The organism is Cupriavidus sp. WKF15, from assembly GCF_029278605.1.
Lineage (GTDB): Bacteria > Pseudomonadota > Gammaproteobacteria > Burkholderiales > Burkholderiaceae > Cupriavidus.
In genome coordinates, this window is sequence record NZ_CP119572.1 from 1597049 (window position 1) to 1614785 (window position 17737).

Genomic DNA, 17737 nt, shown 5'->3' on the forward strand with positions numbered 1-17737 from the left:
GTGGCATCTGCGACAATGGCAGTGCCGCGGCGGTCGACGCCCATGAAGGGGCGGCCGGCCGCGCGGCCTGGCCAACGCCAGCCCGGCCAACTTTCCTGACGACCCTGCCATGCAAACCGTAATCGCCTTTGTCGTCGCCCTCTGCGTACTGATCTTCGTGCACGAGATGGGCCACTACCTTGCCGCGCGCGCTTGCGGAGTCAAGGTGCTGCGGTTCTCGATCGGCTTCGGCCGGCCGCTGCTGCGCTGGATTTCCAAGGGAAGAGACCGCACGGAATGGACCGTCGCTGCCATTCCGCTGGGCGGCTACGTCAAGATGCTGGACGAGCGCGAGCGGGATCCCGCGCATGATGCGCCGATCGACCCGGCCGAGCTGCCGCGCGCTTTCAACCGGCAGCCCGTGGCCAAGCGCTTTGTCATTGTCGCTGCGGGGCCGCTGGCCAATTTCGCACTGGCGATCGTCCTGTACTTCGCTCTATTTACCGGCGGAATGCGTGAGCCCGCGCCGATCCTTGCCGCCCCCGCAAGCGGGACCATGGCTGCCCAAGCGGGCGTGCGCGAAGGCGATCGGGTGCTGTCGCTGCAGGCCAACGGGCGCGAAGAAGCCGTGCGTTCCTGGAACGAACTGCGCATGGCGGTATTCGCCGAAGGCTTTGGGGATGCGCGGGCCGTGCTGCGCGTGCGCGGTGCAGACGGCCGCGAGCGCGACCTGACGGTGGCTCGGCTGCCCAGTACCGGCAGCAATCCTGAGCTGGATCCACTTGCCGTGCTGGGCCTGTCGCTGAAGGGCGGCCCCGTGACGATCACCGAAGTCCTGCCCGGTTCCGCCGCGGAACGAGCCGGCCTGAAGCCGGGCGATCGGGTGGTGGCGTGGCAGGGCGCGCCACTCACCCAGGCGACGGAGCTCATCAAGGCGGTGCGTGCACAGCCGGGCCAGCGCGTGTCGCTGGGCATCGAGCGCAGCGGCCGGCGCCTGGATATTCCGGTAACGCTCGACAGCGCGCGTCCCCGCGAGGGCGAGGCCCCTGGAACGGCGCCGGCTGGCAAGCTTGGCGCCGCGCTCAGCCAGGCGGTGCAGATGGAAACCGTGCGCTATGCGCCGGCACAGGCCCTGGCCCGCGCCGCCGGGCAAGTCTGGAGCACCAGCGTCCTTTCGCTGAAGCTGCTCGGCAAGATGCTGGTCGGACAGGCCTCGCTACAGAATCTGAGCGGCCCGCTGACCGTCGCGGACTACGCGGGACGTGCCGCCCACCTCGGGGTGCAGGCCTTCGTCAGCTTCCTGGCGCTGGTCAGCGTCAGCCTCGGCGTGCTGAATTTGTTACCTATTCCGGTTCTGGATGGGGGGCATTTGCTGTATTATTGCGTGGAATTTTTGACTGGCAGGCCCGTCCCAGACCACTGGCAGGCAATGCTGCAGAAGGTAGGCATCGCCTGCATCTTGCTCCTGACTTCGCTCGCTTTGTTCAATGACGTCAGCCGGATGTTCCTGGCCAATGGCTAGGGACAGATATCGGCAAACAGGGCGATCGTGTTGCCGACACCGTCGCCCGGGATGCTATTGACAGGCGCAGTCCCACGAAGCATCGGAGCGCAATCCTGGATGGAATCAAAGAGGGGATCAAAGTTGATCAGACATAAGCGCATCTCGCTGGGCTTGCTCGCGAGTGCCATTATTTCGGCCTGGAGCCCGGCGGGCTGGGCCGCCGATCCGTTCGTTGTCAAGGACATCCGCGTTGAGGGCCTGCAACGCGTGGAACCGGGTACGGTCTTTGGCTACCTTCCCGTCCGCGTCGGCGAGACGTTCACCGACGACAAGGGTGCCGATGCCATCCGCGCCCTGTACAACACCGGCTTCTTCAAGGACGTGCAGATCCGCGCCGAAGACGGCGTGCTGGTCGTCCAGGTGGAAGAGCGCCCGGCCATTTCGCAGCTCGAATTCGTCGGCATCAAGGAATTCGACAAGGACACGCTGCGCCGCTCGCTGCGAGCCGTGGGCGTTGCCGAAGCGCGCTACTACGACAAGGCCCTGATCGACAAGGCCGAGCAGGAACTCAAGCGCCAGTACGTGGCCCGTGGCTATTATGCGGCCGACGTGCAGACCACGGTGACGCCGGTGGACCGCAACCGCGTGTCAGTGGTGTTCAACGTGGAAGAAGGCCCGGTCGCCAAGATCAAGCAGATCAATATCGTCGGCAACAAGGCATTCAAGGAAAGCACGCTGCGCGACGAGATGCAGCTGTCCACGCCGAACTGGCTGTCCTGGTACACCAAGAACGACCTCTACTCCAAGCAGAAGCTCACGGCTGACCTGGAAGCGCTGCGCTCGTACTACCTGAACCGCGGCTACCTGGAATTCTCCATCGAGTCGACCCAGGTGTCGATCACGCCGGACAAGAAGGACATCTACCTGACGCTGAACATCAAGGAAGGCGAGCAGTACAAGGTGTCCGATATCCGCCTGGCCGGCGAACTGCTCGGCAAGCAGGAGGAAATGGAAAAGCTGCTGCAGCTGAAGAAGGGCGATATTTTCTCGTCCGAGAAGCTGACGGCTAGCACCAAGTCCATTACCGACCTGCTCGGCACCTATGGTTATGCGTTCACCACGATCAACCCGCAGCCGCAGATCGACCAGGAAAAGCGCGAAGTCGCGCTGACGCTGATGGTCGACCCGGGCCGCCGCGTGTACGTGCGCCGCGTCAATGTGGTTGGCAACAGCAAGACCCGCGACGAAGTGGTGCGCCGTGAAATGCGCCAGATGGAAAGCTCCTGGTTCGACAGCGAAAAGCTGCAGCAGTCGCAGGCGCGTATCAACCGCACGGGCTACTTCACCGACACCAACATCACCACGGAAGACGTGCCGGGCGCGCCTGACCAGGTCGATGTGAACGTCAATGTGACCGAAAAGCCGACCGGCCAGATCAGCCTTGGCGTGGGCTTCTCGTCCACGGACAAGCTCGTGCTGCAGGCAGGCCTGCGCCAGGACAACGTGTTCGGCTCGGGCACCAGCCTGGGTCTGGACGTGAACACGGCCAAGTCTTTCCGTACCATCGCGCTGACGCAGTACGACCCGTACTTCACGGTGGACGGCATCAGCCGCTCGACCGATATCTACTACCGTACGTCCCGCCCGCTGTACTACACCGGCGACCAGGACTACAAGATCGAAACGGCCGGTGGCGGCTTCAAGTTCGGCGTGCCGTTCTCGGAAGTCGACACCGTGTTCTTCGGCATCGGCTACGAATGGACCCGTATCTCGGTCTCGCCGAATACGCCGAGCCAGTACGTGAAGTTCCTTCACGACATCAACAAGCTCCCGGCCGGACAGACCGTGGGCACGGCCTCGCCGATCAACAACTTCCCGTTCACGATCGGCTGGGCGCGTGACCGCCGTGACTCGGCGCTGGTTCCGACCAAGGGCCCCTACACCCAGGCGAACCTGGAAGTCGGGATCCCGGGCGGGGACGTGCAGTACTACCGTGCCAGCGTGCAGCAGCAGTACTTCTATCCGCTTTCGAAGGCCTTTACGCTCGCGCTTAACGGTGAAGTCGCCTATGGCCACGGCTATGGCAATACGCCGTTCCCGGTGTACAAGTACTTCTACGCCGGCGGTATCGGTTCGGTGCGCGGCTACCAGACCAGCACGCTGGGCCCGAAGGACCAGAACGGCAACCCGGTGGGTGGTGCGTCCAAGATGATCGGTAACGTGGAATTCATCTTCCCGCTGCCGGGTTCGGGCGTGGACCGCACGCTGCGCCTGTTCACCTTCTTTGACTTCGGTAACGTCTACCAGGAAGGTGCGCCGCTGTCGTTCAGCGAGCTGAAGTACTCCACCGGTTTCGGCATGTCGTGGCTGTCGCCGATCGGCCCGCTCAAGATCAGCATGGGCTTCCCGCTGAAGAAGGATGTAACCGACAAGGTTCAGCGCTTCCAGTTCCAGATTGGCACCGCGTTCTGATTCTGTAAAAGGATCTGTTTCATGAATACAAAATCTAAATTGGTCAAGACCCTGAGCGCCGCCGCCGTGGCCGCTGCGGCACTGTGCGCCGCGGCACCGGCCACGGCCCAGGAAGCCCGTATTGCCGCCGTGAATTCCGAGCGCATCCTGCGCGATTCGCAGCCCGCCAAGGCTGCGCAGGTCAAGCTGGAGCAAGAGTTCTCCAAGCGCGACCGCGAACTGCAGGACATGGCCCAGAAGATCAAGAGCATGGCCGACAAGCTGGACAAGGACACGGCCGTGCTGGCCGATTCCGACCGCCAGCGTCGTCAGCGTGAAGTCGCGGACCTGGACCGCGAGTTCCAGCGCAAGCAACGCGAGTTCCGCGAGGACCTGAACCAGCGCCGCAATGAGGAACTGGCCCAGGTGCTCGAGCGCGCCAACCGGGTGATCCGCTCGCTTGCCGAGCAGCGCAAGTACGACCTGATCGTGCAGGAAGCGGTGTATGTGAACCCGCGCATCGACATCACCGACGACGTGATGAAGGCGCTGAACGCTGGCGGCAAGTAAGCCGCTGTCCGTTTTTTTTTAGGAAGTACCGCCATGCAGACACCCACACTGGGGCAGCTCGCCACCGAGAACGGCGCGCAGGTTGTGGGTGATCCCGACCTCGCGATCGTCGGCCTGGCTCCGCTGGACCAGGCCGGTCCCGGCGAACTCTCGTTTCTCTCCAATCCGCTCTACCTTTTGCAGGCGCTGGCTTCCAAGGCAAGCGCGGTGATCGTGTCGGCACAGGACCTGGAGCGCATCCGCGCCGAAGGGCAGGCCGATGGCCGCAACTGGCTCGTGGCACGCAATCCCTATGTTTGCTTCGCCCGGATCGCGCAGCGCTTTGACAAGGCCAATAGCGACGCGCGCACGGGCATCGACCCGCGCGCCAGTATTGCCCAGGGCGTTACCGTTCCGGCTTCGTGCTTTATCGGGCCGAACGTGGTCATCGAATCCGGGGCGCGCATTGGCGAGCGCGTGCGTATCCTGGCCAACAGCTTCGTCGGCGCCAACGCGGAGATCGGCGACGATTCGCTGATCTACGCCAACGTCTCGATCTACCACCATTGCGTGGTCGGCGCGCGCGCGATCCTGCACAGCGGCGTCGTGATCGGTGCCGATGGGTTCGGCTTTGCGCCGGACATCGGTCCCGCCGGCGTCGAGTACGTGAAGATTCCGCAAACCGGCCGGGCAGTGCTTGGCAACGATGTCGAAGTCGGCGCCAATACCGCTATCGACCGCGGCGCGATGGCCGATACCGTGATCGAAGACGGCTGCAAGATCGACAACCAGGTCCAGATCGCGCACAACGTGCGGGTCGGCGCGCGTACGGTGATTGCAGGCTGTGCCGCGGTCTCGGGCAGCACGCGCATCGGGCGCTTCTGCGTGATCGGCGGTGCCGCGAATTTCTCGGGGCACCTGACGATTGCCGATCGCACCACGGTGTCGGGCGGGACCTCGATCACCAAATCCATTACCAAGCCCGGTGGCCACTTCACCAGCGTGTTCCCGTTCCTGCCGCATGGCGAATGGGAACGCAACGCCGCGATCGTGCGTGGCCTGACCAGGCTGCGTGAACGCGTCATGCAACTGGAGCGCCGCCTGCGCGGCCAGTCAGCCGGGACCCAAACCTCACAAGACTAAGAGAATCATCATGATCGCCGCCGAAATCGACATCCGCCAGATCCTCAAGCTGTTGCCGCATCGCTATCCGATGCTGCTGGTGGACCGCGTGCTGGAATTCGAACCGCAGAAGCGGATCAAGACGCTGAAGAACGTCACTATCAACGAGCCGTTCTTCCAGGGGCATTTTCCCGAGCAGCCGGTGATGCCCGGCGTGATGATCCTGGAAGCGCTGGCGCAGTCGGCCGGCCTGCTGACCTTTGGCGCCGACATGGAGCGCAAGGAAGGCGCGCTGTACTACTTTGTGGGCATCGACGGCGCGCGCTTCAAGCAGGTCGTCTACCCGGGCGACCAGCTGCATATGAACGTGACCGTGGAACGCTATATCCGCGGCATCTGGAAGTTCAAGGCGTTCGCCACGGTGGACGAGAAGGTGGCATGCGAGGCGGAGCTGATGTGCACCGTCAAGCAGGCTGACGCCTGAGTCCACCCGCCCGCGGCAGGTCCGCGGGCACGGCGGCTATCTGCCGCCACGCCTGGGCCGGGGCGGCCCCGCTCCCGGCCCCCAGACACCAGACCAACAGGACAGGACGTATGACGCAAATCCATCCCACCGCACTGGTCGACCCGAAAGCAGAACTTGCGGCCGACGTGACCGTTGGCCCGTTTTCCATTGTCGGCCCGAATGTGCGGATCGGCAGCGGCACCAAGATTGGCGCGCACTCCACGGTGGAGGGCCATACCACGATCGGCGAGGGCAATAATATCGGACCCTACGCATCTGTCGGCGGCGTGCCGCAGGACATGAAGTACCGCAACGAGCCGACGCGGCTCGATATCGGCGATCGCAACACGATCCGCGAATTCACCACGATCCACACCGGCACGGTGCAGGATCGCGGCGTGACCACGATCGGCAGCGACAACTGGATCATGGCCTATGTGCACATCGCGCATGACTGCACGGTGGGCAACCACACGGTGTTCTCCAGCAACGCACAGATTGCCGGCCACGTGGAAGTGGGCGACTGGGCCATTCTTGGCGGCATGAGCGGCGTGCACCAGTTCGTGCGCATCGGTGCGCATGCCATGCTGGGCGGCGCGTCGGCCCTGGTGCAGGACGTGCCCCCGTTCGTGATCGCGGCCAGCGACAAGAGCGGCAACAAGGCCACGCCGCACGGCATCAACGTGGAAGGCCTGCGCCGCCGCGGCTTCGACGCCGCGCAGATTGCAGCGCTGCGCCAGGCTTACAAGCTGCTGTACAAGTCGGATCTCAGCTTCGACGACGCGCGCAATGAAATCGGCGGCCTGCTGGCCCAGGCCGACGCGAGCGCCGCCGAACCGCTGCGGGCGTTCCTCGACTTCATTGCCGCGACCCAGCGCGGCATCGTACGCTGAGACTGGCCCGGACATGGTCGACGCCGCGATTCGGGGCTCGCTGCCCGCCGGTACCGGAACCAATGCCAGTCGGCGTGGCACCATTGCCATGGTGGCTGGCGAAGCATCGGGCGACTTGCTGGCATCGTTGATGCTGGGCGGGCTCAAGGCCCGGCTGGGCGATACGGTCAGCTATGCCGGCATTGGCGGCAAGCGCATGATGTCGGAGGGCTTTGTCTCGCACTGGCCGATGGAAACGCTGTCGGTCAATGGATACGTCGAGGTCCTGGGTTCGCTGCGCGAGATCCTGGCGACGCGACGCGCCGTCCGTGATTCGCTGCTGGCGAATCCGCCGCTGTGCTTCATCGGCGTGGATGCGCCGGACTTCAATTTCGGACTCGAGGTGCCGCTGCGCCGCGCCGGGATTCCGGTGGTCCATTTTGTCAGTCCGTCAATCTGGGCATGGCGGGGCGGGCGCATCCGTACCATCGCGCGCGCGGTCGACCATATTCTCTGCCTGTTTCCGTTCGAGCCCGAGATCTATGCCAAGGCTGGCATCCCGGCCACCTATGTCGGCCATCCGCTGGCCGACGTGATTCCGATGGTGCCCGATATCGCAGGCGCGCGCGCGGCATTGGGCCTGCCGGGCGGCCACCGTGTGGTAGCGGTGCTGCCGGGCAGCCGGCAGTCCGAGGTGCGCAATCTCGGTGCCACGTTCTTTGCCGCCATGGCACGGATGCAGCGCATGGACCCGAACCTGGCATTCGTGCTTCCGGCGGCGAGCGCCCCGTTGCGTGCCATCGTGGAGAGCCTGCACCAGCAGTACCCGGAGCTTCGGCTGACGATTGTCGACGGCAACTCGCACCTGGCCATGGAGGCGGCTGATGTGGTGCTGCTGGCCAGCGGTACCGCGACGCTGGAAGCTGCGCTCTACAAGAAACCCATGGTGATCTCGTACAAGGTGCCCTGGCTTACCGCGCAGATCATGAAGCGACAAGGCTACCTGCCTTACGTGGGCTTGCCCAATATCCTGTCCGGGCGCTTTGTCGTGCCCGAGTTGCTGCAGGACGACGCCACGCCTGAAGCGCTGGCGCGCGAGACGCTGCTGCAGCTCAATGACCAGGGCAATATCTCCTTCCTGTACGAACACTTCACGCGCATGCACGAGACGCTCAAGTGCAATACGGCGCAGATTGCCGCCGACGTGGTGATCGACCTGGTGCGCGCAAGGGGGCTGCTCTGATGGCTCGCAGCAAATCGCCGTCGCCGCAGATGGGGCTTGACCTTGCGCCGGCCGCGGCCAGCGTTCAGTTCCTGTGCGGCGTGGATGAAGCCGGCCGGGGACCGCTGGCGGGGCCGGTGTACGCTGCGGCGGTGGTTTTCGATCCGGGCAAGCCGATGATTCGCGGGCTCGCGGATTCGAAGGTCCTTACCGCGAACAAGCGCGAAGAGCTCTACGACAAGATCTGCGAGCGTGCGCTGGGCTGGCATATCGCCTTCGCCACCGTGGAGGAAATCGATACGCTGAACATCCTGCATGCATCCATGCTGGCGATGCAGCGCGCGGTGCAGGGGCTGGCAGAGAAGGGCATTATCCCGGACCTGGTCCAGGTGGACGGCAACCGCTGCCCGCAGGTGCCGTTCCCGGTCGAGGCGGTGGTCAAGGGCGATGCGCTGGTCAAGGCGATCTCGGCGGCGTCTATCCTGGCGAAAGTCGCGCGGGACCGTGAGCTGCTGGTCCTGCATGATGCCTATCCGCAGTACGGCTTCGATGCCCACGTGGGCTACGCGACACCACAGCACCTGGCGGCGCTCGCACAATTCGGCGCCACGCCGCACCATCGTCGTTCTTTCGCACCCGTGCGCGAGGCATTGGCCCGCGGCCCGGTGGCCTTCTGAGCGCGGCGCGCTCAACGAGACACTCACCTGTGAAGCACGTCACTTCGCGCGACAACGCGCTGTTCAAACATCTCAAGGCCCTCGCCACGTCGACGCACCAGCGCCGCAAGGCAGGGCAGTCGCTGCTGGATGGCGTGCACCTCGCGCAGGCCTATGTCGCGGCGCTGGGGCAGCCGGTCAGCTGCGTGGTCTCGGAGCGCCACTACGACCATGCCGAAGTGGCGCCTTTGCTGGCCGGGATCGACAGCCAGCGGGTCGTCGTGCTGGCCGACGCGCTGTTCGTGCAGATCAGCGGCGTGGCCAACGGCATCGACCTGATGCTGGTGATCGAGACGCCGGCCGGGCATCTGCCGGCGCGTATCGACGAAGACTGCATCATCCTTGACGGCCTGCAGGATGCCGGCAATGTCGGGTCGATCCTGCGCAGCGCGGCGGCGGCGGGTATCCGTCACGCCTTCCTGGGCACCGGCTGCGCGTTCGCGTGGTCGATCAAGACGCTGCGCGCCGGCATGGGCGCCAACTTCCACCTGAATATCGTCGAGCATTGCACCATCGACATGCTGGCGCCGCGGCTGGCAGTGCCGCTGCTGGCGACATCGTCGCATGCCGATGCGGCGGTGTTCGATACCGACCTGCGCCAGCCGGTCGCATGGATCGTCGGCAACGAGGGCGCAGGCGTCAGTGCGGCATGGATGGAGCGCGTGGAACGCACCGTCGGCATTCCGCAGCCTGGCGGCCTGGAATCGCTGAACGTGGCTGCCGCCACCGCGATCTGCCTGTTCGAGGCAGTGCGGCAGCGGCGCGCGAAGCTGTAGCCGTAGCCGTAGCGCCGTTCAGTAGTTGTCGCGGTCGACCTTGATTTCCTGCAGGATGGTCGTGGCAATTTCCTCGATCGACTTGTGCGTCGACGACAGCCACTTGATGCCTTCCCGCCGCATCATGGCTTCGGCCTCATTGACCTCATAGCGGCAGTTCTCGATCGCGGCGTACTTGCTGCCGGGGCGGCGCTCATTGCGGATTTCCGTCAGGCGCTGCGGGTCGATGGAAAGACCGAAGATCTTGCTCTTGTAGTCGTACAGGGCCCTGGGCAGCTTGCCGCGTTCGAAATCGTCGGGAATGAGCGGATAGTTCGCCGCTTTCAGGCCGTACTGCATGGCCAGGTAGAGGCTGGTTGGCGTCTTGCCGCTGCGTGACACGCCGACCAGGATCACATCCGCCTCTTCGAGGTTCTTGTGTGACTGGCCGTCATCATGCGCGAGCGAGAAATTGATGGCCTCGATGCGGTTCTTGTAGGCCTCGGTATCCGCATTCTGGTGAAAGCGGCCGATCGCATGCGTGGACTTGAGCCCGAGTTCCTTTTCCAGCGGCTCGATGAAGGTCTGGAACATGTCCAGGATCATCGCCTTGGCGCGGCGCAGTGCCTTGTTCGCTTCCTGGTTGACAAGCGTGGTGAAGACGATGGGCGGCACGCCCTCCGCGTGGAACGCTTCGTTGATTTTGCCAACGGCGATATGTGCCTTTTCCGCGGTGTCGACAAATGGCATGCGCACCTTGCGGAAACGCATTTCAAATTGCGCCAGGATCGAATGGCTGAAGGTTTCGGCTGTAATGCCGGTGCCGTCCGAGACAATAAAGACCGTGCGGGTGGCGGGGCGGTCGCTCGTGGCGGCTTGGGGAGGCTGCGGCGTTGCACCGGCATTGGCCGGCTGGGCGCCGTCCGGCGCGACTGGCTCAGACATGGGCGAGCAGAATAAATAGATTCAATGTTCCGCAGAAAAGTGCGGCGCAGCACGGTAGAATAGCGGCGATCTTTTCGCTAAGCAATTCTGCAGGCGTTTGCCTTTGCGGCTATCCCGGCCGGAATTGTCGACAATGTGCGCTGCGAGACGACAGCCGCAAAACACAATTCCCCTGAATTCTGCGGGGTTGTTTAGCCAAGCGATCCGTTCGGGAACAGAACAACAAGAACATACCGGACACCCGCGCCAGATTTCTTACTTTGTTTTGAGGCTTTCATGACTAACCAGGCAAATAACGGCGCCTACGTGCAGCCGTTCGAGCAGTTGCGCATGTCGGATGTGGAAACGGTTGGCGGCAAGAATTCGTCGCTGGGCGAGATGATCTCCCAGCTGGCCGAAGCCGGCGTCCGTGTCCCCGGTGGTTTTGCCACCACCGCGCTGGCATTCCGCGACTTCCTCGCCCACAACGACCTGACCGCCCGCATTTCCGACCGCCTGAAGACCCTGAACGTCGATGACGTGAAGGCCCTGGCCGAGGCTGGTGCCGAGATCCGCCGCTGGGTGGTCGAGGCGCCGTTCCAGCCGCGCCTGGAACAGGAAATCCGTGAGTTCTACGCACGCGCCGCCGAGCGCGAAGGCGCCGAGGCATCGTTCGCCGTGCGTTCGTCCGCGACCGCCGAAGATCTGCCCGACGCGTCATTCGCCGGCCAGCAGGAGTCCTACCTGAACGTCAGCGGCATCGACGACGTGCTCGACAAGATCAAGCACGTGTTCGCCTCGCTGTACAACGACCGCGCCATCTCCTACCGCGTGCACAAGGGCTTCGCCCATGACGTGGTGGCACTGTCGGCCGGCGTGCAGCGCATGGTCCGTTCGGACCTGGCGGCGTCGGGCGTGATGTTCACCATCGACACCGAATCGGGCTTCCCGGACGTGGTCTTCATCACCTCGAGCTATGGCCTGGGCGAAACGGTGGTGCAGGGCGCCGTGAACCCGGACGAGTTCTACGTCTTCAAGCCGACGCTGCAGGCCGGCAAGTACCCGATCATCCGCCGCTCGATCGGCTCCAAGCTGATCAAGATGGAATTCACCAAGCCGGGCGAAGCGGGCCGCGTGAAGACCGTGGACGTTCCCGCCGAACTGCGCAACCGCTACTCGATCACCGACGCCGACGTGTCGGAACTGGCCAAGTACGCCATGATCATCGAGAAGCACTATGGCCGCCCGATGGATATCGAGTGGGGCAAGGACGGCAAGGACGGCAAGATCTACATCCTGCAGGCCCGCCCGGAAACCGTGAAGAGCCAGTCGGCCGGCAAGGCCGAGCAGCGCTTCAAGCTCAAGGGCACCGCTCCGGTCCTGACCAGCGGCCGCGCCATTGGCCAGAAGATCGGTACCGGCCCGGTGCGCGTCATCAACGACCCGTCCGAAATGGAACGCGTGCAGCCCGGCGACGTGCTGGTGGCCGACATGACCGACCCGAACTGGGAGCCGGTGATGAAGCGCGCCTCGGCGATCGTCACGAACCGTGGCGGCCGTACCTGCCACGCGGCCATCATCGCGCGTGAACTGGGCGTGCCGGCCGTGGTCGGCTGCGGCGATGCGACCGACATCCTGAAGGATGGCACCCTGGTGACCGTGTCGTGCGCCGAGGGCGACGAGGGCCGCATCTATGACGGCCTGCTGGAAACCGAAGTGACCGAAGTCCAGCGTGGCGAAATGCCCGAGATCGACGTCAAGCTGATGATGAACGTCGGCAACCCGCAGCTGGCATTCGACTTCGCGCAGATCCCGAACTGCGGCGTGGGCCTGGCCCGCCTGGAGTTCATCATCAACAACAACATCGGCGTTCACCCGAAGGCCATCCTCGACTATCCGCAGGTCGATGCCGACCTGAAGAAGGCCGTGGAAAGCGTCGCGCGTGGCCACGCCAGCCCGCGCGCCTTCTACGTCGACAAGCTGGCCGAGGGTATCGCCACCATCGGCGCGGCCTTCTATCCGAAGCCCGTGATCGTGCGCCTGTCGGACTTCAAGTCCAACGAGTACAAGAAGCTGATCGGCGGTTCGCGCTACGAGCCGGATGAAGAAAACCCGATGCTGGGTTTCCGTGGCGCCTCGCGCTACATCGCCGACGACTTCGCCGAAGCGTTCGAGATGGAATGCCTGGCCATGAAGCGCGTGCGCGACGAGATGGGCCTGACCAACGTCGAGATCATGGTGCCGTTCGTGCGGACCCTGGGCCAGGCCGAGAAGGTCATCGAACTGCTGGGCAAGCACGGCCTGAAGCGCGGCGAGAACGGCCTGCGCATCATCATGATGTGCGAAGTCCCGTCGAACGCCATTCTGGCCGAAGAGTTCCTGCAGTACTTCGACGGCTTCTCGATCGGCTCGAACGACCTGACCCAGCTGACGCTGGGCCTGGATCGCGACTCCGGCATGGAGCTGCTGGCCAAGGACTTCGACGAGCGCGATCCGGCCGTGCGCTTCATGCTGTCGCGCGCCATCACCACGGCCAACCGCCTGGGCAAGTACGTCGGCATCTGCGGCCAGGGTCCTTCGGATCATCCGGACTTCGCGCTCTGGCTGGCCAAGGAAGGCATCAAGTCGATCTCGCTGAACCCGGATTCGGTGGTCGAGACCTGGCAACAACTGGCGTCGTGATGTATTTGGCGTCACAATAACGAGGACTGCCGGCGCCGCGATGCGCCGGGTAGCACCGGCCCTGCGGGCAGGTGTGATCAAAGGCCCCCGCAGGCGCCGTTGGCGTTGCGGGGGTTTTTCTTTGCCCTTCGCATTGAACGATGGTCGCCGGGCCAGGCCCGGGGGGGGCAGAATAGATGGCGCCGCAATACATGTGGTTCGTGGCTGTGACCGTGCTCGTGATCGCCGAGCTGGCTACCGGAACGTTCTATCTGCTGATGGTGGCGCTCGGGCTGGCCGCGGGCGGCGTGGCGGCGCTGTCGGGGCTGGAGCCGCCGGCGCAGACGCTGGTCGCGGCGCTGGTCGCCGTTGTCGCCATCGTCCTGCTGCGCCGCACGCGCTTTGGCCGGCTGCGCCGCGGCAGCGCGGCGGCCGATCCCGACGTCAACCTCGACATCGGCCAGGAGCTCGAAGTGCCGGCGTGGGACATCTACCGCCGCGCGCGCGTGCCGTACCGCGGCGCGGACTGGACCGTCGAGCTTGCTCCCGGCGCCGATGCCGCGCCCGGGCGCTTCCGCATTGTCGAGGTCCGCGGCTCGACGCTGATCGTCCTGCCGCGCTGATTCCCGTTGTTGCCGCGCCCAGGCGGCGCGGTGTTGCCGTCAACTGTCCGGAGGGTCTTACATGGAAGTCTTTCAGCTTGGCCTGTTGCCGCTGATCATCCTGATTGCCGCGATCGTGCTGATTGCGAAGGGCATCAAGATCGTGCCCCAGCAGCATGCGTGGGTGCTCGAGCGCCTCGGGCGCTACCACGCCACGCTGACACCGGGGCTGACGATCGTGGTGCCGTTCGTCGACCGCGTCGCCTACAAGCACATCCTGAAGGAAATCCCGCTCGACGTGCCCAGCCAGGTCTGCATCACCAAGGACAATACGCAGCTTCAGGTCGATGGCGTGCTGTACTTCCAGGTCACCGACGCGATGAAGGCTTCATACGGATCGAGCAACTTCGTGGTGGCAATCACGCAGCTGTCGCAGACCACGTTGCGTTCGGTCATCGGCAAACTTGAGCTCGACAAGACCTTCGAGGAGCGCGAATTCATCAACCACAGCGTGGTGAATGCGCTGGACGAGGCTGCCTCGAACTGGGGCGTCAAGGTGCTGCGCTACGAAATCAAGGACCTGACGCCGCCTAAGGAAATCCTGCATGCCATGCAGGCGCAGATCACCGCCGAGCGCGAGAAGCGCGCGCTGATCGCCGCGTCCGAAGGCAAGCGCCAGGAACAGATCAACCTGGCATCGGGCGCGCGCGAAGCGGCCATCCAGAAGTCCGAGGGCGAGAAGCAGGCCGCCATCAACAAGGCGCAGGGCGAGGCGGCGGCGATCCTGGCGGTGGCCGAAGCCAATGCGCAGGCGATCCAGAAGATCGGTCAGGCCATCCGCGTGGAAGGCGGCATGGAGGCGGTGAACCTGAAGGTTGCCGAGGAATACGTCACGGCCTTCGGCAACCTGGCCAAGCAGGGCAATACGCTGATCGTGCCGGGCAACCTTGGCGAGATGAGCAGCATGATTGCCTCTGCCCTGCAGATCGTGAAAGGCCAGAAGGCAGCCTGACCGGGCAGGGCGGAGGTGTCAGGAATTTTGTGTGCTGAGGTCGGTTAAAAAATCTCAGCTCATGGCGGAGGTGAATCGCTCGCCAAACAGAATGGCGAACTGATTGACTGCTTGCCGCCAGGTGATAGGTGGCATCTTCCAATCCTTTTCGATGTTGCGCAAGGCCAGATACAGCAGTTTGCTGGCGGCCTCGTCGCTGGGGAAGTGGCCGCGATTCTTGACGATCTTGCGCAACTGCATGTGCATGCTCTCGATGGCGTTTGTCGTATAGATGATTCGACGCACCTCAGGCGGATAGACGAAGAAGGGAATCACCTGTTCCCATTGGCGCTGCCACATGGCCGCGACGGTAGGGAATTTGCGTCCCCACTCACTTCCCGCAAAGGTGTCGAGCGCTGCGGCCGCCGCCTCGGCCGTGGCGGCCTGATAGATCGGCTTGAGCGCGGCAGCCAACGGCTTACGGTCCTTCCAGCTCGCCAGATTCAGCGAATTGCGGATCAGATGCACGATGCAGGTCTGGATTTGCGCGGCCGGATAGACCGCCTCGATCGCCTCGGGGAAGCCGCGCAAGCCGTCGACCACCGCGATCAGGACGTCGTGCAAGCCGCGGTTCTTCAGTTCGTTGAAGACCTTCAGCCAGAACTTGGCGCCTTCGGTTTGCTCGATCCACAGACCTAGCACTTCCTTGCGGCCGTCGGCGCGGATGCCCAGCGCCAGATAGACCGCCTTGTTCTTGACCGTGCCTTCGTCGCGAATCTTCAGTCGTAGCGCGTCAAAGTACACGATCGGATACATGGCCTCGAGCGGGCGTTGCTGCCATTGCTCGACGTCAGCCAGCACCTCGTCGGTGACCGTGGAAATCAGATCGGGCGATACCTGCAGCCCGTACAGCTCCAGCAGATGGCCCTGAATCTCGCGCACGCTCATGCCGCGCGCATACATGCTGATGACGTGGTCGTCGAAGCCAGGCAGCCGGCGTTGATACTTGCCGACCAATTGGGGCTCGAACGTCGCCTGCCGATCGCGCGGAATATCCAGATTCAGCTCACCGTTGGGCGTCAGGACCGTCTTGGGGCTGGTGCCGTTGCGGTGGTTGCCGGTCTTGCCTTGCTCGGCCTCGTTATCCAGATGGTGACTCAACTCGGCGGCGAGCATACGCTCGGCCAACTGCTTCTTGAGCTGGCCGGCCAAGCCCGATTCGCCCAGGATCGACTCGGCATCCTTGCTCTGCACCTGGGCCAGCAGTTGATCGATCAGCTCATCGGGAAACAGCTTCGGTGCCTTCGGGTTCTTGCTCTTCTTGTTCACTGTCGTGTCGGTCATTGGACGTTTCCGTAATCGTCTCATGACCTCGGCACACTAAAAATCTGACAGGCTCGGCAGGGCCGGCGGCTTATTCCTTGCCGCCGCCCTTCATGATGCGGGACTTCTCGCGCTGCCAGTCGCGCTGCTTCTCGGTTTCGCGCTTGTCGAAGAGCTTCTTGCCCTTGGCCAGGCCAATCTCGCATTTCACGCGGCCGCGCGTGTAGTGCAGGTTCAGCGGCACCAGCGTATAGCCGCGCTGCTCGACCTTGCCGATCAGCTTCTTGATTTCGTCGGCCTTGAGCAGCAGCTTGCGCGTGCGCACCGGGTCCGGATTCACGTGCGTGGACGCGCTTTGCAGCGGGCTGATGTGGGCACCGATCAGGTACATCTCGGCGTCGCGCACCACGACGTAGCCTTCCTTGATCTGCACGCGGCCCGCGCGAATCGCCTTGACTTCCCAGCCTTCCAGCACGATGCCGGCCTCATATCGCTCTTCAATGAAGTAGTCGAAAAAGGCCTTCTTGTTATCTGCGATGGTCATGCGTGCGGGTCAGGGATGCGTAAGTGGAAAATCTTGCCGGCAGGGCGGGTTCACTGACGGGCTCAGTGACAGGTGCCGCGGCGGGGATGCCGCGGACGCCTGCGTCGGCTAGAATCCCGATTTTAGCAAACCAGCCCCGGTACCGGTCCATGTCCGCGGCGCGCCAGCTCCGACAGGCGCGATATTGCAGTGCGGAATGACCGGATGCCCGATTTTCCCATTCATGGCAGACGTCCATAAATCCGTGCTGCTCGGCTATTCGGCCGCGCAGATGTTCGACCTGGTCACGCGCGTGGAGGATTACCCCAAGTTCCTCCCGTGGTGTGGCGGCGTTGAGGTGTTCGAGCAGACCGAGACCACGCTGGATGCAAAGATCCATATCCAGTTCAAGGGTATCCAGCAGTTCTTTCACACGCGCAATACGCAGGAGCGGCCCACGCGCATCGACATGACTTTTGCCGATGGGCCGTTCAAGACGTTCAATGGCTCGTGGCGATTTACGCCGCTGCGCGAGAACGCCTGCAAGATCGAATTCCACCTGCACTACGAATTCTCCAGCCTGCTGATCGAGAAGATTATCGGCCCGGTATTCAGCATGATCGCGAATACCTTCGTGGATGCCTTCGTCAAGCGCGCCGAGGTGGTCTATGGTGCCAGCTGATGCCGCGCCGGCCATGGTACGCATCTCGGTGTGCTACGCGAAGCCGGATTCGGTTTTCCTGAAGGAGCTCGATGTGCCGGCGGGCACCACGATCGCCGCAGCCATCGTCGGCTCGGGCTTGCAGCAGGCTTGTCCCGAAGTGGATCCGTCGACGATGCGCGTCGGCATCTACGGCAAGCTCAAGACACCCGATACCGTCGTGCGCGCAGGGGACCGCGTCGAAGTCTATCGGCCCCTGACTGCGGATCCAAAAACGGCCCGGCGCCGGCGCGTGCAGAAGACGCGCGAGAGCGGAACGCGCGAAGGGCAGAAATGGCTGCGCGGCGGCGGCTGAACTCCATGCCGGCCAGACCCGG

17 protein-coding genes are annotated in these 17737 nt (G+C 63.8%); 14 read left to right on the top strand and 3 right to left on the bottom strand.

Annotated elements, in window-relative coordinates; translation table 11 throughout:
* Window positions 1-109: 109 nt before the first annotated feature.
* The 9 genes from rseP to CupriaWKF_RS07550 all read left to right on the top strand — a co-directional run bounded on the left by rseP (window position 110) and on the right by CupriaWKF_RS07550 (window position 9696).
* Window positions 110-1501: an RIP metalloprotease RseP gene (rseP, locus tag CupriaWKF_RS07510; protein ID WP_276100350.1), complete on the top strand. Its 1392-nt coding sequence runs from the start codon at window positions 110-112 to the stop codon at window positions 1499-1501.
* A gap of 99 nt (window positions 1502-1600) precedes the next feature.
* Window positions 1601-3955 (top strand): outer membrane protein assembly factor BamA, encoded by a 2355-nt coding sequence (gene bamA / locus CupriaWKF_RS07515; RefSeq protein ID WP_276100352.1) that lies wholly within the window; start codon window positions 1601-1603, stop codon window positions 3953-3955.
* A 21-nt stretch (window positions 3956-3976) separates the two neighbouring features.
* Window positions 3977-4504, top strand: a complete 528-nt coding sequence (locus tag CupriaWKF_RS07520; RefSeq protein ID WP_276100353.1) for an OmpH family outer membrane protein — start codon at window positions 3977-3979, stop codon at window positions 4502-4504.
* A gap of 33 nt (window positions 4505-4537) precedes the next feature.
* Window positions 4538-5626 (top strand): UDP-3-O-(3-hydroxymyristoyl)glucosamine N-acyltransferase, encoded by a 1089-nt coding sequence (lpxD, locus tag CupriaWKF_RS07525; RefSeq protein ID WP_276100354.1) that lies wholly within the window; start codon window positions 4538-4540, stop codon window positions 5624-5626.
* Window positions 5627-5636: 10 nt separating this feature from the next.
* Window positions 5637-6089 (top strand): 3-hydroxyacyl-ACP dehydratase FabZ, encoded by a 453-nt coding sequence (gene fabZ / locus CupriaWKF_RS07530; RefSeq protein WP_276100356.1) that lies wholly within the window; start codon window positions 5637-5639, stop codon window positions 6087-6089.
* Between the two features lie 110 nt (window positions 6090-6199).
* Window positions 6200-7003 carry an acyl-ACP--UDP-N-acetylglucosamine O-acyltransferase gene (gene lpxA / locus CupriaWKF_RS07535; RefSeq protein WP_276100357.1) on the top strand — a complete coding sequence of 268 codons (804 nt, stop codon included), beginning with the start codon at window positions 6200-6202 and terminating at the stop codon, window positions 7001-7003.
* Window positions 7004-7016: 13 nt separating this feature from the next.
* Entirely contained in the window at window positions 7017-8225 is a 1209-nt protein-coding gene (lpxB, locus tag CupriaWKF_RS07540; RefSeq protein WP_276100358.1) for a lipid-A-disaccharide synthase, read from the top strand.
* Window positions 8225-8881 carry a ribonuclease HII gene (gene rnhB / locus CupriaWKF_RS07545; RefSeq protein WP_276100359.1) on the top strand — a complete coding sequence of 219 codons (657 nt, stop codon included), beginning with the start codon at window positions 8225-8227 and terminating at the stop codon, window positions 8879-8881. Before lpxB ends, rnhB begins: the two co-directional genes overlap by 1 nt.
* Before the next feature lie 29 nt (window positions 8882-8910).
* On the top strand, window positions 8911-9696 hold the full coding sequence (locus CupriaWKF_RS07550) for an RNA methyltransferase (protein ID WP_276100360.1): 786 nt from the start codon (window positions 8911-8913) through the stop codon (window positions 9694-9696).
* A gap of 18 nt (window positions 9697-9714) precedes the next feature.
* Here the strand turns inward: CupriaWKF_RS07550 and CupriaWKF_RS07555 are convergent, their stop codons facing one another.
* Window positions 9715-10620 carry a pyruvate, water dikinase regulatory protein gene (locus CupriaWKF_RS07555; protein ID WP_276100361.1) on the bottom strand — a complete coding sequence of 302 codons (906 nt, stop codon included), beginning with the start codon at window positions 10618-10620 and terminating at the stop codon, window positions 9715-9717.
* A gap of 276 nt (window positions 10621-10896) precedes the next feature.
* Between CupriaWKF_RS07555 and ppsA the strand changes: the two genes are divergently transcribed.
* The 3 genes from ppsA (at window position 10897) to CupriaWKF_RS07570 (ending at window position 14874) form a co-directional block, all read left to right on the top strand.
* Window positions 10897-13281 carry a phosphoenolpyruvate synthase gene (gene ppsA / locus CupriaWKF_RS07560; RefSeq protein ID WP_276100362.1) on the top strand — a complete coding sequence of 795 codons (2385 nt, stop codon included), beginning with the start codon at window positions 10897-10899 and terminating at the stop codon, window positions 13279-13281.
* Between the two features lie 176 nt (window positions 13282-13457).
* Entirely contained in the window at window positions 13458-13883 is a 426-nt protein-coding gene (locus CupriaWKF_RS07565) for an NfeD family protein (protein ID WP_276100363.1), read from the top strand.
* A 61-nt stretch (window positions 13884-13944) separates the two neighbouring features.
* Window positions 13945-14874, top strand: coding sequence for a slipin family protein (locus tag CupriaWKF_RS07570; RefSeq protein WP_276100364.1), 930 nt, complete (start codon window positions 13945-13947; stop codon window positions 14872-14874).
* A gap of 54 nt (window positions 14875-14928) precedes the next feature.
* Here CupriaWKF_RS07570 and CupriaWKF_RS07575 read toward each other — a convergent pair whose 3' ends face one another.
* Both CupriaWKF_RS07575 and smpB read right to left on the bottom strand, forming a co-directional pair.
* Window positions 14929-16197: an IS256 family transposase gene (locus CupriaWKF_RS07575; protein ID WP_276098122.1), complete on the bottom strand. Its 1269-nt coding sequence runs from the start codon at window positions 16195-16197 to the stop codon at window positions 14929-14931.
* 70 nt (window positions 16198-16267) lie between these two features.
* Complete coding sequence (smpB, locus tag CupriaWKF_RS07580) at window positions 16268-16720, bottom strand: SsrA-binding protein SmpB (RefSeq protein ID WP_276100365.1); 453 nt, start codon at window positions 16718-16720, stop codon at window positions 16268-16270.
* A gap of 223 nt (window positions 16721-16943) precedes the next feature.
* Here smpB and CupriaWKF_RS07585 point away from each other — a divergent pair, with 223 nt between their 5' ends.
* Both CupriaWKF_RS07585 and CupriaWKF_RS07590 read left to right on the top strand, forming a co-directional pair.
* Window positions 16944-17381, top strand: a complete 438-nt coding sequence (locus CupriaWKF_RS07585; RefSeq protein ID WP_276100366.1) for a type II toxin-antitoxin system RatA family toxin — start codon at window positions 16944-16946, stop codon at window positions 17379-17381.
* Window positions 17368-17715: an RnfH family protein gene (locus tag CupriaWKF_RS07590; RefSeq protein ID WP_276100367.1), complete on the top strand. Its 348-nt coding sequence runs from the start codon at window positions 17368-17370 to the stop codon at window positions 17713-17715. Before CupriaWKF_RS07585 ends, CupriaWKF_RS07590 begins: the two co-directional genes overlap by 14 nt.
* Window positions 17716-17737: the final 22 nt, after the last annotated feature.